The following is a 15,960-nucleotide window of genomic DNA, read 5'->3' on the forward strand; positions in this document are numbered from 1 at the left end:
GTTAGCGCGTGGTGAGGATGCGTCAGCGCGGCGCGTCAGCGTCCGCCGGACACATCGAGAATGGCTGAGGTGACGTAGGAGGCCTCGTCCGAGATCAGCCAGACGATGGCATTGGCGATTTCATCGGCGGTGCCGACGCGCTTCATCGGCACCAGATGGGCCAGGCGATGGGCGCGGTCGGGCTCACCACCGGCAGCGTGGATGTCGGTGTCGATCAGGCCGGGACGGATCGCGGCGACGCGGATGCCCTCGCCCGCGACCTCATGGCCGAGGCCGACGGTGAAGGAATCGACCGCACCCTTGGACGCGGCGTAGTCGACATAGGTGTTGGGCGAGCCGAGCCGCGCTGCGACGGACGACAGGTTGACGATGACGCCGCCCGTGCCGCCGTGCTTGGTCGACATCCGCTTCACCGCCTCGCGCGCGCAGAGGATGGAGCCGGTGACGTTCACCGCCATCACGCGCTGGATGCGCTCGGCCGACATCTCGTCGACGCGCACGCCGCTCTTGCCGACGATGCCGCCATTGTTGACGAGCGCCCCGAGCGTGCCGAACCTGTCGGCCTCCTCGAACAGATTGAGGATGTCGCTTTCCTCGGCGACATCGCATTTCACAGCGATGGCCTTGCCGTTGCTGGCCGCGATCTGCGCGACCACCTCGTCGGCCGCCTGCTTGTTGCTGGCATAGCCAACCACGACGCGAAAACCGCGCGCGGCCGCCGCAAGCGCGGTCGCCCGCCCGATGCCGCGGCTGCCGCCGGTGATGACAACGACTTTATCCGTCACATCAATCCCCACGAGTTCGAGCGCACTACGACGTCCTGCCCTCAAGAGCCGCCAAGCGATCAAGCACGGACTTGTCCGTCAAGCTGATCAAATGGAACAGAATGAAGGGCGTGAGAAACGGGATCAGGCACAAGGCCGCGAAGCCGACCCCCTTACCTTTCCTGCGACTAATCGGAATCGCAAAGAAGAAAAAGATAAGGGTGGTCAGCAGGAGCGGCACCATGGAGATGAGCGCATGCGCGAGCGACGGCTCCCCCATCGTCGCCTCCCTTAGAGGTCCAGCACCAGGCGCGCCGGATCTTCCAGGCTCTCCTTGACGCGGACCAGGAAGGTGACGGCTTCCTTGCCGTCGATGACGCGGTGATCGTAGGACAGCGCCAGATACATCATCGGGCGGACCTCGATCTTGCCGCCGACGACCATCGGCCGCTCCTGGATCTTGTGCATGCCGAGGATGCCGGACTGCGGCGCGTTCAGGATCGGGGTCGACATCAGCGAGCCGTAGATGCCGCCATTGGTGATGGTGAAGGTGCCGCCCTGCATCTCGTCGATCTTGAGCTGGCCGTCACGGGCGCGGCGGCCGAAATCGGCGATGCTCTTCTCGATGTCGGAGATCGACTTGTGGTCGCAGTCGCGCACCACAGGCACGACCAGGCCCTTGTCGGTGCCGACGGCAACGCCGATGTGGTAGTAGTTCTTGTAGATCAGGTCGCTGCCGTCGATCTCGGCGTTGACGGCCGGGATGTCCTTCAGCGCCTGCACGACGGCCTTGGTGAAGAAGCCCATGAAGCCGAGCTTGGCGCCGTGCTTCTTCTCGAACGCGTCCTTGTAGTGTGCGCGCAGCGCCATGACGTTGGTCATGTCGACCTCGTTGAAGGTCGTGAGCATGGCCGCGGTGTTCTGCACGTCCTTGAGCCGGCGCGCGATGGTCTGGCGCAGCCGGGTCATCTTGACGCGCTCTTCGCGGGCGGCGTCATCGGCCGGCGACGGCGCGCGGACCTGCACGGCAGCGGCGGGCTGATTGACCGGCGTCGGCGCCGAGGCGGCGCGCTCGATCGCGGCCAGCATGTCGCCCTTGGTGACGCGGCCGTCCTTGCCGGAGCCCGGCACGGTCGAGGCGTCGATGCCGGTCTCGGCCGACAGTTTGCGCACGGACGGCGCGAGCGGCGCATCGGCCGGCGGCGCCTTCGCGGCAGCGGGAGCCGGCGCGGGAGCGGCGGCAGCAGCTGCAGGCGCCGCAGCCTTGGCCGGCGCGGCGGCGGGCTTGGCTGCGCCGGCACCATCGGTGATCTGACCGAGCAGCGCGCCCACGGCAACGGTCGCACCATCGGCAGCGATGATCTCGCTCAGCGTGCCGGCGGTCGGCGCGGGGACTTCGATGGTGACCTTGTCGGTCTCGAGCTCCACCAAGGGCTCGTCGACGGCGACGGGGTCGCCGGCCTTCTTGAACCAGCGGCCGATGGTGGCCTCGGTGACGGATTCGCCGAGCGTCGGCACACGAATTTCAGTCATGGTCTCTTCCTCAAGGGATCGCAGGTAGCGGTCATGAATTCATACGTCATTGCCCGCGAAGACGGGCAATCCAGTACGCCGTGACTTTCGTGATCAGAACGAAAGCCGCGGAGTACTGGATGCCCCGCCTTCGCGGGGCATGACAGAGTCTAAAAAAACTTCTCAGCTCAGTGCTTCGTCCAGGAACGCCTTCAGCTGAGCCTGATGCTTGGACATCAGACCCGTTGCGGTCGCGGCGGAAGCGGCGCGGCCGACATAACGCGGACGCCGGCTCGCGCCGTTCACCTGGTTCAGCACCCATTCCAGATAGGGCTCGATGAAGTGCCAGGCACCCATGTTGCGGGGCTCTTCCTGGCACCACACCATCTCGGCCTTCTTGAAGCGCGACAGCTCGGCCACCAGCGCCTTCAGCGGCACCGGATAGAGCTGCTCGACGCGCATCAGGTAGATGTCGTCGATGCCGCGCTTCTCGCGCTCCTCGTAGAGGTCGTAATAGACCTTGCCGGAGCACAGCACGATGCGGCGGATCTTCTCGTCGGGGACGAGCTTGATGGCCTCGTTCGGCAGCATCTGGGCGTCATCGTAGAGGATGCGGTGGAAGGTCGTGCCCTTCGCGAGTTCGTCGAGACGCGACACCGCCCGCTTGTGACGCAGCAGCGACTTCGGCGTCATCATGATCAGCGGCTTGCGGATCTCGCGATGCAGCTGCCGGCGCAGCACGTGGAAGTAGTTCGCCGGCGTGGTCGGGTAGACCACCTGCATGTTGTCTTCCGCGCACATCTGCAAGTAACGCTCGAGGCGCGCCGAGGAGTGCTCCGGCCCCTGGCCCTCATAGCCGTGCGGCAACAGGCAGACCAGACCGGACATGCGCAGCCATTTGCGCTCGCCTGACGAGATGAACTGGTCGAACACGACCTGCGCGCCGTTGGCGAAGTCGCCGAACTGGGCTTCCCACAGCGTCAGCGTGTTCGGCTCGGCGAGCGAATAGCCGTATTCGAAACCGAGCACGGCTTCTTCCGACAGCAGCGAGTTGATGACCTCGTAATGGCCCTGCTCGTGGCCGAGATGGTTGAACGGCGTGTAGCGGCTCTCGTCCTCCTGATCGATCAGGACCGAATGGCGCTGCGAGAAGGTGCCGCGTTCCGAATCCTGTCCGGACAGGCGGACGTGGTGGTTTTCGTTGAGCAGCGAGCAGAACGCCAGTGCCTCGCCGGTCGCCCAGTCGATGCCGTTGCCGCTCTCGATCGCCTTGGCGCGGTTATCGAGGAAGCGCTGAATGGTGCGGTGAACGCGGAAACCGTCCGGCACCTTGGTGATCTTGCGGCCGATGTCCTTCAGCGTGGCGATGTCGACGCCGGTGACGCCGCGCCGCGCATCCTCTTCCTGGTCGGCGATCTTGAAGCCCGCCCACTTGCCGTCGAGCCAGTCGGCCTTGTTCGGCTTGTAGGAGGTGCCGGCCTCGAACTCGGCATCGAGCCGGGCGCGCCAGTCCGCCTTCAGCTTGTCGACCTCGCCCTCGGTGACGACGCCTTCCGCGATCAGGCGCTTGGAGTAGAGCGTCAGCGTCGAGGGATGGGCGGCGATCCGCTTGTACATCACCGGCTGGGTGAAGGCCGGCTCATCGCCCTCATTGTGGCCGTAGCGGCGGTAGCACCACATGTCGATGACGACGGGCTTGTGGAACTTCTGCCGGAATTCGGTCGCGACCTTGGCCGCGAACACGACGGCTTCCGGATCGTCGCCGTTGACGTGGAAGATCGGCGCATCGATCATCTTCGCCACATCCGACGGATAGGGCGAGGAGCGCGAGTAGCGCGGATAGGTGGTGAAGCCGATCTGGTTGTTGACGATGAAGTGCACGGAGCCGCCGGTGCGGTAGCCCTTCAGGTCGGACAGGCCGAAGCATTCAGCAACCACGCCCTGGCCGGCGAACGCGGCGTCGCCGTGCATCAGGAGCGGCATCACCGAGATGCGCATATCAGGGGGATCGCCGTGCTGGTCCTGCTTGGCGCGGACCTTGCCGAGCACGACGGGATCGACGATCTCGAGATGCGAGGGGTTGGCCGTCAGCGACAGGTGGATGCGGTTGCCGTCGAACTCGCGGTCCGAGGAGGCGCCGAGGTGATACTTGACGTCGCCGGAGCCTTCGACCGCGTCGGGATTGGCCGAGCCGCCCTTGAACTCGTGGAATAGTGCGCGATGGGCCTTGCCCAACACCTGGGTCAGCACGTTGAGGCGGCCGCGATGCGGCATGCCGAGCACGATTTCCTTCACGCCGAGATTGCCGCCGCGCTTGATGATCTGCTCGAGCGCGGGGATCAGGGCTTCACCGCCGTCGAGGCCGAAGCGCTTGGTGCCGGTGAACTTGGTGTCGCAGAACTTTTCGAAACCCTCGGCTTCGATCAGCTTCTGCAGGATGGCCCTGCGGCCTTCGCGCGTGAACGAGATCTCCTTGTCGGGTCCCTCGATGCGCTCCTGGATCCAGGCCTTCTGCGCCGCGTTGCTGATGTGCATGAACTCGACGCCGAGCGTCTGGCAGTAGGTGCGCTCGCAGATCGCGGTGATCTCGCGCAGAGTGCCGTATTCGAGGCCGAGCACGTGATCGAGGAAGATCTTGCGGTCGAAATCGGCTTCGCTGAAGCCGTAGGTGCGCGGATCGAGCTCTTCGCGGTTGCGCTGGGCTTCGATGCCGAGCGGATCGAGCTTGGCGTGGAAGTGGCCGCGCATGCGGTAGGAGCGGATCAGCATCAGGGCGCGGACGGAATCGCGCGTCGCCTGAAGCAGGTCGGCGGAGGAGATGTCGGCCCCCTTCGCCTGCGCCTTGGCGGCGATCTTGCCACCGACCGTCTTCTCGACCTCGGCCCAGTTGCCGTCGAGGGCGGAGGTCAGATCGTCCTTCGGGGTCAGCGGCCAGTTGTCGCGCTCCCAGGACGGGCCTTCCGCGTTCTTGCTGATGTCAGCCGGCGCGTCGTTCAGGCTCTTGAAGAACTCCTGCCACTCGGCATCGACCGAGGACGGGTCCTTCTGGTAGCGGGCGTAGATTTCGTCGATGTAGGTGGCGTTGGTGCCCTGCAAAAAGGATGACAGGGCAAAGGCTGCGTTCGCGTCTTGGCGAGACATACTTGAGTTCCTGGCGATTTCGATTCGCGCATAACAAACGGCGCTGGCGCCGAGCTCCCCCGACAGGGCTCGACGCGACAGGCACCCTTTACCCTATTTGCTGCGAAACTTCGCCCGGAAAAGCACGAAGAACTGAATTAGCCTTTCAACTTTTCGGCAAGCGTGTGGCCGAGGCGGGCGGGCGACGGGGACACTGTAATTCCTGCGGATTTCATCGCCTCGGTCTTGGAACCGGCATCGCCCTTGCCGCCGGAGATGATGGCGCCGGCATGACCCATGCGGCGGCCGGGAGGGGCGGTGACGCCGGCGATGAAGCCGACCATCGGCTTCTTGCGGCCACGCTTGGCCTCGTCCTTGAGGAACTGGGCGGCGTCCTCCTCGGCGGAACCGCCGATCTCGCCGATCATGATGATCGATTCGGTCTTGGGGTCGGCGAGCAGCATCTCCAGCACGTCGATGAACTCGGTGCCCTTGACCGGGTCGCCGCCGATGCCGACCGCGGTGGTCTGGCCGAGGCCTTCCTGGGAGGTCTGGAACACGGCTTCATAGGTCAGCGTGCCCGAGCGGGAGACGATGCCGACCGAGCCGGTCTTGAAGATGTTGGCGGGCATGATGCCGATCTTGCACTCGCCGGCGGTCATGACGCCCGGGCAGTTCGGCCCGATCAGGCGCGACTTGGAGCCGAGCAGCGAGCGCTTGACGCGAACCATGTCGATCACAGGAATGCCCTCGGTGATGCAGACAATCAGCGGGACCTCGGCGTCGATGGCTTCGCAGATCGCGTCGGCTGCGCCCGGCGGCGGCACGTAGATCACCGACGCGTCGGCGCCGGTCTTCTCACGCGCCTCGCGCACGGTGTCGAACACCGGCAGGCCCAGATGCGTCGAGCCGCCTTTGCCCGGCGAGGTGCCGCCGACCATCTTGGTGCCGTAGGCGATCGCGGCCTCCGAGTGGAAGGTGCCGTTCTTGCCGGTGAAGCCCTGGCAGATGACCTTGGTGTTCTTGTCGATCAGGATGGACATGAGGTCTGCTTTCGCGAAACTAACAGAGTGAGTGGGTCAGTGGATGCGGCGGTAGACGCCGGTGAGGACGTCGGACCAGCCTTCCGCGTCCGGCGAGAATTGAATCTTCAACGAGTAGGAATCCTCATTGATGATCTCGTAGACGTGGCGCGCATTGCCGCGGAGCGAACCGCGCACCAGCGTCAGGGTCTTGCCGGCCCAGCCGCCCGAGGCGGGCGATGGCGGCGTATAGCCGAGCGAATCGTACCAGAACAATTTGTAGGTCCGGTCGTCGCGGTCGAAGGTGAAGATGCCGTGGGTGGCGAAGACCTGCTTGCCGTCGCGCATCTGGACGGAGTCCTGGATCAGATAAAAGCCGTTGAGATCCATGCGCGCGACGGTGCGCGAGGTCGCCGGCCCGCCCGCCGTCCAGCGCGACGGGAAGACCATCTCCTCACCATCCCATTCGCCGGCGAACGCGGCGAGGCGCGCATGCTCGGGGAGCGGAGATGATGCGGCGAGATGGTCCTGGGCCATGGCGCTAGCCTCCCTTGACGGCCTTCACGATCTTCTGCGCGGCGTCGTCGAGATTGTCGGCGGGCACCACGTTCAGTCCGGATTCACGGATGATCTTCTTGCCGAGCTCGACATTGGTGCCTTCGAGGCGGACCACCAGCGGCACGCTCAGGCCGACCTCGCGAACCGCAGCAGTGACGCCCTCGGCGATCACGTCGCACTTCATGATGCCGCCGAAGATGTTGACCAGGATGCCCTTCACGTTGGGATCGGCGGTGATGATCTTGAACGCGGCCGCGACCTTCTCCTTGCTGGCGCTGCCGCCGACGTCGAGGAAGTTGGCCGGCGCCATGCCGTAGAGCTTGATGATGTCCATCGTCGCCATGGCGAGACCGGCGCCGTTGACCATGCAGCCGATATTGCCGTCGAGCGTGACGTAGTTGAGATCGTATTTCGACGCCTCGATTTCCTTGGCGTCTTCCTCGGTCAGATCGCGCAACGACACCGCGATCTCGGGATGGCGGAACAGGGCGTTGTCGTCGAAGGACACCTTGGCATCGAGCACGCGGAGCTCGCCCTGCTTGGTCACGACCAGCGGATTGATCTCCAGCATCGACATGTCCTTGGCGACGAAGGCCGCGTAGAGCTGCGCGGTGAGCTTCTCGGCCTGCTTGGCGAGGTCGCCGGACAGATTCAGCGCCTTCGCGACCGTGCGGCCGTGATGGCCCATGATGCCGGTCGCCGGATCGACCGAGAAGGTCACGATCTTCTCCGGCGTGTTGTGCGCGACGTCCTCGATGTTGACGCCGCCTTCGGTCGACACCACGAAGGAGACGCGCGAGGTCTCGCGGTCGACCAGGATCGAGAGGTAGAATTCCTTGTCGATGTCGGAGCCGTCCTCGATGTAGAGGCGGTTGACCTGCTTGCCGGCAGGTCCCGTCTGCACGGTGACCAGCGTCGCGCCCAGCATCTGCTTGGCGAATTCGTTGACCTCTTCCACCGACTTGGCGATGCGGACGCCGCCTTTGTCGCCGGCGGATGCTTCCTTGAACTTGCCCTTGCCGCGCCCGCCGGCATGGATCTGGCTCTTCACCACCCAGACCGGGCCGGGAAGCTGTCTTGCGGCGGCGTCGGAGTCCGAGCCCTTGAGAACCGCTACGCCCCGCGAAATCGGAACGCCGAATTCATGCAGCAGCGCTTTGGCCTGATATTCATGGATATTCATATGGTCGCTCCCTGAACCCGCGGGCGGTGACCTCATGGGCCCACCTCAGTCTTGTGGCTGGCATACCATATACCACAGGAACTGCAACCCGGATTCTTTGACAATCGAGATCTGCCGAGACCGGAACCCCACCCCGGTCAGCCGGGGTCCGGAAGTGAAACCGCCGAAGACCGGGTTTCGATCTTCGGCGGGTATTGCTTTGCCTTAGCGGCCGAGAAGATCGGGTGCGATCTTCTTGCAGGCATCGACCAAGCCCTGCACGGCACCGACCGACTTGTCAAACGCCTCGCGGTCCTTGCCGGCGAGTTCGATCTCGACCACGCGCTCGACGCCCTTGGCGCCGATCACGACGGGCACGCCGACATACATGTCCTTCACGCTGTACTCGCCGTTGAGATAGGCGGCGCAGGGCAGCACGCGCTTCTTGTCCTTCAGATAGCTCTCGGCCATCGCGATCGCGGAGGCGGCAGGGGCGTAGAAGGCCGAGCCGGTCTTGAGCAGGTTGACGATCTCGGCGCCGCCATTGCGGGTGCGGTCGACGATCTCGTCGAGGCGCGCCTGTGAGGTCCAGCCCATCTTGACGAGGTCGGGCAGCGGGATGCCGGCGACGGTGGAGTACTTCACCAGCGGCACCATGGTGTCGCCGTGGCCGCCGAGCACGAAGGCGGTGACGTCCTCGACCGAGACGTTGAACTCGTCGGCGAGGAAGTAGCGGAAGCGGGCCGAATCCAGCACGCCGGCCATGCCGACGACCTTCTTGTGCGGCAGGCCCGAAGCCTTCTGCAGCGCCCAGACCATGGCATCGAGCGGGTTGGTGATGCAGATGACGAAGGCGTCGGGGGCGTACTTCTTGATGCCGGCGCCGACCTGCTCCATGACCTTGAGGTTGATGGAGAGGAGGTCGTCGCGGCTCATGCCGGGCTTGCGCGGCACGCCGGCGGTGACGATGCAGACCTTGGCGTTGTCGAGCGCCTCATAGGAGTTCGCGCCGGTGTAGTGGGCGTCGAAGCCGTCGACCGGCGAGGACTGCGCGATGTCGAGCGCCTTGCCCTGCGGCACGCCCTCGGCGATGTCGAACATCACGACGTCGCCCAGTTCTTTCAGGCCGATGAGGTGAGCCAGCGTTCCGCCGATCTGGCCGGAGCCAATCAAAGCAATCTTGTCGCGCGCCATGTGAACCTGTCCTTTAGACACGTAAGGAGGGGAAACTGAGACGGGTGGTTATCCCTTTCGTCTCCCCCGTTCAAGTCGCCCAATGCCCAATTGTCGGGCTTGCCGAGATAGCAGCCAGCATACCCCGGCCGTCATTCCGGGGCGCGCGAAGCGCGAGCCCGAAATCCATAACCACCATCCGGAGTATGGATTCCGGGCTCGTCGCTTTGCGACGCCCCGGAATGACGGCGGGGATAGGACTTAAGTCTCGACCAAGCCCTTGGTCGAGCCGCTGGCGGTGGAATCCTTGCGGCCGTGAGGCAGCGCCAGATAGGATTCCGAGCTCATTTCGATCAGGCGCGAGGCGGTCCGGTTGAACTCCATGGCCTCGGCGCCATCGGTCGCGAGGTAGAGCGAGATCGGATTGGCGTCGGCCGAGGCCATCAGCTTCACGGCGTTGTCATAGAGCGTATCGATCAGGGTGATGAAGCGCTTGGCCGCGTTGCGCTGGGAGAGGTCCATCACTGGAATATGGTCGACCAGGAGGGTGTGATAGTCGTGCGCCAGCCTGAGGTAGTCGGATGCACCGAGCGGCTGCTCGCAGAGGTCGGCGAAGGAGAATCGCGCCACGCCATGGGCCGAGCACGGCACGTGCAGAATGCGGCCCTTGATCGAAATGTCACGCGAGCGGCATTTGGCGCCGCCCGTCATCCGCTTCCAGGCACGGTCGAGCGCGGCATCCGCATCGCCATCGGCCGGTGTCAGCCACATTGGCACGCCCTGCAGCTTCTCCAGGCGGAAGTCGGTGCGCGCATCGAGCCGCGCGACGTCCATGTGGTCGGTGATCTGCTTGATGAAGGGCAGGAACAGCGAGCGGTTGAGACCGCCCTTATAGAGATCGTCGGGCGCGACGTTGGAGGTCGCGACCACGACGGTGCCGAGCTCGAATAATTTGGCGAACAGGCGGCCCAGGATCATCGCGTCCGCGATGTCGGTGACATGGAATTCGTCGAAGCAGAGCAGCCAGCTCTCCTCGAAGATCGCATTGGCCGTCAGAGCGATGACGTCGCTGTCGGCGATCTCGCCGCGCGCGATGCTCTGGCGATAATCGTAGATGCGCTCGTGCACGTCCGCCATGAACTCGTGGAAATGCGCGCGGCGCTTATGCTCGACCGATGAGTGCTGGAAGAACAGGTCCATCAGCATGGTCTTGCCGCGGCCGACCTCGCCGTGGATGTAAAGCCCGCGCGGCGCCTCGTCCTTGTCACCAGAGCTGAACAGGCGGCTGAGCAGGCCCTGCTTGCGGGTGGGCTTGTAGGTCGAAAGCCGCAGGTCCAGCGCCGCATAGGCCTCGGCGACCTCGGCCTGCGCGGGATCCGGCTCGATCGCGCCGGACGCGATCTCGGCCTGATAGGCCTCGCGGAATGAGGGATTTGGGGTGGAGAGCATGGCTCTTTACCGCCAGAGACGGACGGAAATTGCAAGCCGTGAAATGGGGTCAGAGGTATGCGCGTTTCTTCTCCCTCGCCCCGTTCTTACGGGGGCGCGACGAGCTTCGCTCGCGCTGGGAGGGTCGGGGTGAGGGGCTCTATCCGCGTATGAGATCCATCGAAAGACCTGTCCCCCCTCACCCGGATCGCGAGAGCGATCCGACCTCTCCCCGCAAGCGGGGAGAGGTTAAGAAAGAAATTACTCACACAGCTCGTAGGCGTCCTCGACCACATACGGGCCGCCGCCCGTCGATGCGCGCGAGGAGAACAGCACGAAGCGTTCGGCCATGAACGCCCTGCTCGGGAAATAGCCGCGCAGCGAGAGATAGTCGGCGACGTCGCGGTCGGAGGCGTCGTGAAGCCTCGCGAGCGTGACGTGCGGAATGAACTTGCGTCCCTCCGGGTCGAGGCCGATCCGCTGCATCATGCGCTCGAGCTCGGCCTGCAATTCCATCAGCGGCTTGCTCGGCGCAATCGTGGCGACCACCGCGCGGGGCTTGCGGCCGCCGAAGCTGGTGAGCCCCTGCACCTTCACCTCGAACGGCTTGCGGTCGACGCGAAACAGCATCGAAGCGATCTCGTTGGCGGAAGCGCCGTCGATGTCGCCGATGAAGCGCAGGGTGACGTGATAATTTTCGGGATCGATCCAGCGGGCGCCGGGGAGGCCACCTCTCAAGTTGGAAAGCGACTGGCCGATTTCGGCCGGAATTTCCAGACCCGTGAACAAACGCGGCATCGTTTCGCACTCCCGATGCTTGGGTACGGTGCTCGAACAGCGAGAACCATATCCAAATTAGAGCCGGCGACGAATCACCGGTACCCTGATTCCTATCGCAGTTGTGTGACTCTGCGAAGCACACCGCGCCTCACCCCGGTAAAACCCTGGGAATTAGGGTTAGCGCTGCCTGGTTTCAACGCCGTTGCTCAGCGATCGTGCCAATGAATGCCTCCACCATGGGCATGATCCTGCCGACGATGATGTCGACGCCTTCAGCGGTCGGATGAATGCCGTCGGCCTGGTTGAGCTTGGCCTCGGCCGCGACGCCTTCGAGGAAGAACGGATAGAGCGGCACGTCGAATGTCTTCGCCAGATTCGGATAAATCGAATTGAAGCGCGCGGCGTATTCGGCGCCGTAATTCGGCGGCGCCAGCATGCCGCAGAGCATGACCGCAATCTTTCGCGCCTTGAGCCGCTGGACGATGTCGGTCAGCGCGGCGCGCGCCACGTCGGGATCGATGCCGCGCAGCGCGTCATTGGCGCCGAGCTCGACGATGACACCGTCAGTTCCATCGGGCACCGACCAGTCGAGCCGGTCGCGGCCGCCCGAGGTGGTGTCGCCGGACACCCCGGCATTGGTCATGTCGACCTCTATGCCTTTGGCCCGCAAGGCTTTTTGAAGCTTTTGGGGGAACGCCTCCTGGGCCGGAAGGCCAAGGCCCGCGCTTAAGGAATCGCCGAGGACGACCAGCTTGACCGGTTTTGTCGCACCCGCCCAAGCGGGGTTCGCCATCGTCATGACGGCGAGCATCAACACGGCTATGTGCATGAACAATCCGTAACGCCTCTCGACCCCGCGTGCGGACTTGCCATATGACCGGACCATGGACACTCGCATCGACCCCTCTTCGCTCGCCGCTACCGCGGACACCATCGCCATCTCCAACGTCAACCTCTCATTGGGCACGGGCGCGGCACGCGTTCACATCCTCAAGGATATCAGCCTGCGGGTCGGCCGGAGCGAGACGATCGGCCTGATCGGCCCGTCAGGCTCGGGCAAATCCACGCTGCTGATGGTGATGGCGGGGCTGGAACGTCCTGATAGCGGAGAGGTGGTGGTGAATGGCACGCCTTTCAATGCCCTCGACGAGGACGCGCTGGCGCGCTTCCGCGGCCGCCAGGTCGGCATCGTCTTCCAGTCCTTCCACCTGATCCCGACCATGACGGCGCTGGAGAACGTTGCTGTGCCGCTCGAGCTCGCCGGCAACCCCGATGCCGCCAAGCGCGCGGCAGAGGAGCTGCAATCGGTCGGGCTCGGTGACCGCCTGCATCATTATCCGACGCAGCTCTCCGGCGGCGAGCAGCAGCGCGTCGCGCTCGCCCGCGCGCTGGCACCCGACCCCGCGATCCTGGTCGCTGACGAGCCGACCGGCAATCTCGACGAGACCACCGGTAAGCAGATCGTCGATCTGCTGTTCAGCAAGCACGCCGAGCGCGGCATGACCTTGGTGCTGGTGACGCACGATTCCTCGCTCGCGCATCGCTGCGATCGCGTCATCCGCCTGCGCTCCGGTCGCATCGACACGCAGTCTGCGCCCGCATGAGCGCCGTGGCCGAATCGTTCGCGAAACCCAACGCCGTCGCGCTGTCGCTGCGCTACGCCTTGCGCGAATTGCGCGGCGGCCTGCGCGGCTTCTATGTCTTCATCGCCTGCATCGCACTCGGCGTGATGGCGATCGCCGGCGTCGGCTCGGTGTCGGCGAGCCTGAGCGACGGTCTGGCGCGCGAAGGCCGCACGCTGCTCGGAGGCGACGTCTCCTTCGTGCTGTTCCAGCGCGAGGCCAAGCCGGAAGAGGTCGCGTTCCTGCGTTCGCGCGGCACGCTGTCGGCGGCTGCGACCTTGCGCGGCATGGCGCGTTCGGCTGACGGCAAGCTGGCGCTGGTCGAGATGAAGGCGGTCGATAACACCTATCCGATGCTGGGACAGCTGACGCTGGCACCAAAGCTGCCGATGGCCGATCTGCTCGCCGAGCGTGACGGCGCGTTCGGTGCCGCCGCCGATCCGACGCTGCTGGCGCGGCTCTCGCTCAAGACCGGCGACCGCGTCACGATCGGGTCCGCAACGTTCCAGATCCGCTCCACCGTCGAGGCCGAGCCGGACAAGCTCGCCGGCGGCATCGGCTTCGGGCCGCGCTTTCTGATCAGCGAGGCGGCCTTGCGCGCCACCGGCCTGATCCAGCCCGGCAGCCTGGTACGCTGGGTCTACCGGGTCAAGCTGCCGGAGGCCGCGAACAACGAGCGCGCCACCGAAGCCTTCATCGCGGATGCGCGCAGCGCCGCGCCGCAGGCCGGCTGGGAGATCCGCAGCCGCTCCAACGCCTCGCCGCAGCTCGAGCGCAACATCAACCGCTTCACGCAGTTCCTGACGCTGGTCGGCCTTGCCGCGCTGCTGGTCGGCGGCGTCGGCGTCGCCAATGCCGTCAAGAGTCACATCGACCGCAAGCTCGAGGTGATCGCTGCCTTCAAGGCCGTCGGGGCCACCGGCCGGGACGTGTTCGGCATCTACCTGGCGCAAGTGGTCCTGCTGGCCGCGATCGGGTCCGTGATCGGCCTGGCGCTCGGCGCCGCGATGCCCTTTGCGATCGTTGGCCTGTTCGGCAAGCTGTTGCCGCTGCCGGTGGTGCCGGCCGTGCACACCGACGAGCTCGCGCTGTCCTTCCTCTACGGCCTCCTCACCGCGCTCGCCTTCGGCCTGTGGCCGCTCGCGCGCGTGCACGACGTGCCGGTGGCCGCGCTGTTCCGCGACACCATCAGCTCCGAATGGCACCGGCCACGCGCGAGCTATCTCGTGTTCATGGCCGTCGTGATCGCACTCCTCATCGCGGTCGTGATCGGCCTGTCGTTCGACAGGCGCATCGCCGCGGTGTTCGTGGCCTCCTCAGTGGTCGTGTTCGCCTTGCTGCGCGGCATCGCCGCCCTGCTGATGACGATCGCACGACGGCTGCCACGGACGCGGCTGCCGATGCTGCGGCTTGCGATCGCCAACATCCACCGGCCGGGCGCGCTGACGCCGTCCGTCGTGCTGTCGCTGGGGCTCGGGCTCGCCGTGCTCGTCACCATCACCCAGATCGACGGCAATCTGCGCCGGCAGTTCCTGGCGGCGCTCCCCGACCAGGCGCCATCGTTCTTCTTCATCGACATTCCGAGCGCGCAGGCCGAGCAGTTCGATGGCTATCTGCGCCAGATCGCCCCCGGCGCCAGGATCGAGGACGTGCCGATGCTGCGCGGACGCATCGTCGCCGCGCGCGGGGTGCGCGCCGAGGAGCTCAAGCCGACCACGGATTCCGAATGGGTGCTGCAGAGCGATCGCGGCCTGACCTACACCGCCGAGCTGCCGAAGGGCTCCAAGGTGGTCGAGGGCGAATGGTGGCGCGCCGATTATTCCGGCCCGCCGCTGGTCTCGTTGGAGAAGAAGATTGCCGACGGGCTCGGCCTCAAGCTCGGCGACGAGGTCGTGGTCAACGTGCTCGGCCGCGACATTCCGGCCAAGATCAGCAATTTGCGCACGATCGACTGGCAGGGTCTCGGCATCAATTTCGTCCTGGTGTTCTCGCCCAACGCCTTCAAGGGCGCGCCGCACACCCATATCGCGACGCTGACAGAAGCGGGCGCAAAGGCGGCGGGCGACGGCAAGATCATCAAGGAGGTCGCCGACGCCTATCCGATGGTGACGAGCGTGCGCGTGCGCGAGGTGATGGAGACGGTCGGCTCTGTGGTGACCAATCTGGCCCTGGCGATCCGCGGCGCCAGCGCGGTGACGCTGATCTCGGCGATCCTGGTGCTGGGCGGGGCGCTCGCCGCCGGCCACCGCCACCGCGTCTATGATGCGGTGATCCTCAAGACCCTGGGTGCGACGCGGCTGCGGCTGCTCGGCGCCTATGCCCTCGAATACCTGCTGATCGGCCTTGCCACCGCGGTGTTCGGGGTGATTGCGGGCAGCATCGCGGCCTGGCTGATCGTGACGCGGCTGATGACGCTGAGCTTCGTCTGGCAGGCCGGCAGCGCCGCCGGCGTGGTCGCCGCCGCGCTGGTCGTGACCGTCGGGCTCGGGCTTGCCGGCACGCTGCTGGCATTGAACAAAAAGCCCGCGACGGTGTTGCGAAATTTGTGACAAAATGTAGCGGCGGATCGAGCTGCCCGGAATCGGCCCGGTTTCCGCGATTAACCACGCTACCCCGTCAGCTTCGCGTCAGGATTGACGCCGAGGGCGACATTCAGCCGCGCGTGGAAGGTTGCGGCGAATGTGTTAGTTTCCCACATATCGGATGGGTTCGGAGTCCCGATTGTGAGCCAAAATTCAATCGGCTGGCAGCGGTCTCCGAGATAGAATTTGACGAACCGGCGGCATGGCGACCCTCGTGCCGGACCGGACCAACCAACG

At 65.2% G+C, this 15,960-nt stretch carries 13 protein-coding genes; 2 read left to right on the forward strand and 11 right to left on the reverse strand.

The window, feature by feature from the left end; all coding sequences use genetic code 11:
* Positions 1–35 precede the first annotated feature (35 nt).
* From ACTEK7_RS12645 to ACTEK7_RS12695, 11 genes are all read right to left on the reverse strand, one after another.
* Positions 36–785 (reverse strand): SDR family oxidoreductase, encoded by a 750-nt coding sequence (locus ACTEK7_RS12645; protein WP_225148675.1) that lies wholly within the window; start codon positions 783–785, stop codon positions 36–38.
* Positions 786–810: 25 nt separating this feature from the next.
* Positions 811–1,044, reverse strand: coding sequence for a hypothetical protein (locus ACTEK7_RS12650; RefSeq protein WP_036024626.1), 234 nt, complete (start codon positions 1,042–1,044; stop codon positions 811–813).
* 11 nt (positions 1,045–1,055) lie between these two features.
* Complete coding sequence (gene odhB, locus ACTEK7_RS12655) at positions 1,056–2,297, reverse strand: 2-oxoglutarate dehydrogenase complex dihydrolipoyllysine-residue succinyltransferase (protein ID WP_225148676.1); 1,242 nt, start codon at positions 2,295–2,297, stop codon at positions 1,056–1,058.
* Between the two features lie 162 nt (positions 2,298–2,459).
* A complete protein-coding gene (locus ACTEK7_RS12660; protein WP_036024619.1) occupies positions 2,460–5,417 on the reverse strand; it encodes a 2-oxoglutarate dehydrogenase E1 component in 2,958 nt (985 codons plus the stop codon).
* Between the two features lie 137 nt (positions 5,418–5,554).
* Entirely contained in the window at positions 5,555–6,439 is an 885-nt protein-coding gene (gene sucD / locus ACTEK7_RS12665; protein WP_036008780.1) for a succinate--CoA ligase subunit alpha, read from the reverse strand.
* Positions 6,440–6,475: 36 nt separating this feature from the next.
* Positions 6,476–6,955 carry a DUF1579 family protein gene (locus ACTEK7_RS12670; RefSeq protein ID WP_036024613.1) on the reverse strand — a complete coding sequence of 160 codons (480 nt, stop codon included), beginning with the start codon at positions 6,953–6,955 and terminating at the stop codon, positions 6,476–6,478.
* Positions 6,956–6,959: 4 nt separating this feature from the next.
* Complete coding sequence (gene sucC, locus ACTEK7_RS12675) at positions 6,960–8,159, reverse strand: ADP-forming succinate--CoA ligase subunit beta (protein WP_225148677.1); 1,200 nt, start codon at positions 8,157–8,159, stop codon at positions 6,960–6,962.
* A gap of 204 nt (positions 8,160–8,363) precedes the next feature.
* Positions 8,364–9,332 carry a malate dehydrogenase gene (gene mdh / locus ACTEK7_RS12680; protein WP_025032846.1) on the reverse strand — a complete coding sequence of 323 codons (969 nt, stop codon included), beginning with the start codon at positions 9,330–9,332 and terminating at the stop codon, positions 8,364–8,366.
* A gap of 240 nt (positions 9,333–9,572) precedes the next feature.
* Complete coding sequence (zapE, locus tag ACTEK7_RS12685) at positions 9,573–10,760, reverse strand: cell division protein ZapE (protein WP_225148678.1); 1,188 nt, start codon at positions 10,758–10,760, stop codon at positions 9,573–9,575.
* A 240-nt stretch (positions 10,761–11,000) separates the two neighbouring features.
* Complete coding sequence (gene thpR / locus ACTEK7_RS12690) at positions 11,001–11,537, reverse strand: RNA 2',3'-cyclic phosphodiesterase (RefSeq protein ID WP_225148679.1); 537 nt, start codon at positions 11,535–11,537, stop codon at positions 11,001–11,003.
* Positions 11,538–11,712: 175 nt separating this feature from the next.
* Positions 11,713–12,348 (reverse strand): arylesterase, encoded by a 636-nt coding sequence (locus tag ACTEK7_RS12695; protein ID WP_225148680.1) that lies wholly within the window; start codon positions 12,346–12,348, stop codon positions 11,713–11,715.
* A 55-nt stretch (positions 12,349–12,403) separates the two neighbouring features.
* On the opposite strand from ACTEK7_RS12695, the gene ACTEK7_RS12700 reads away from it, so the two are divergent.
* Together ACTEK7_RS12700 and ACTEK7_RS12705 are read left to right on the forward strand one after the other, a co-directional pair.
* Positions 12,404–13,123 (forward strand): ABC transporter ATP-binding protein, encoded by a 720-nt coding sequence (locus tag ACTEK7_RS12700; RefSeq protein ID WP_036024603.1) that lies wholly within the window; start codon positions 12,404–12,406, stop codon positions 13,121–13,123.
* The gene (locus tag ACTEK7_RS12705; RefSeq protein WP_225148681.1) at positions 13,120–15,690 is read left to right on the forward strand and encodes an ABC transporter permease; all 2,571 of its coding nucleotides are present in this window, start codon (positions 13,120–13,122) and stop codon (positions 15,688–15,690) included. Before ACTEK7_RS12700 ends, ACTEK7_RS12705 begins: the two co-directional genes overlap by 4 nt.
* Positions 15,691–15,960 lie beyond the last annotated feature (270 nt).

The sequence above is a fragment of the Bradyrhizobium sp. JHI2711 genome, from assembly GCF_056156565.1.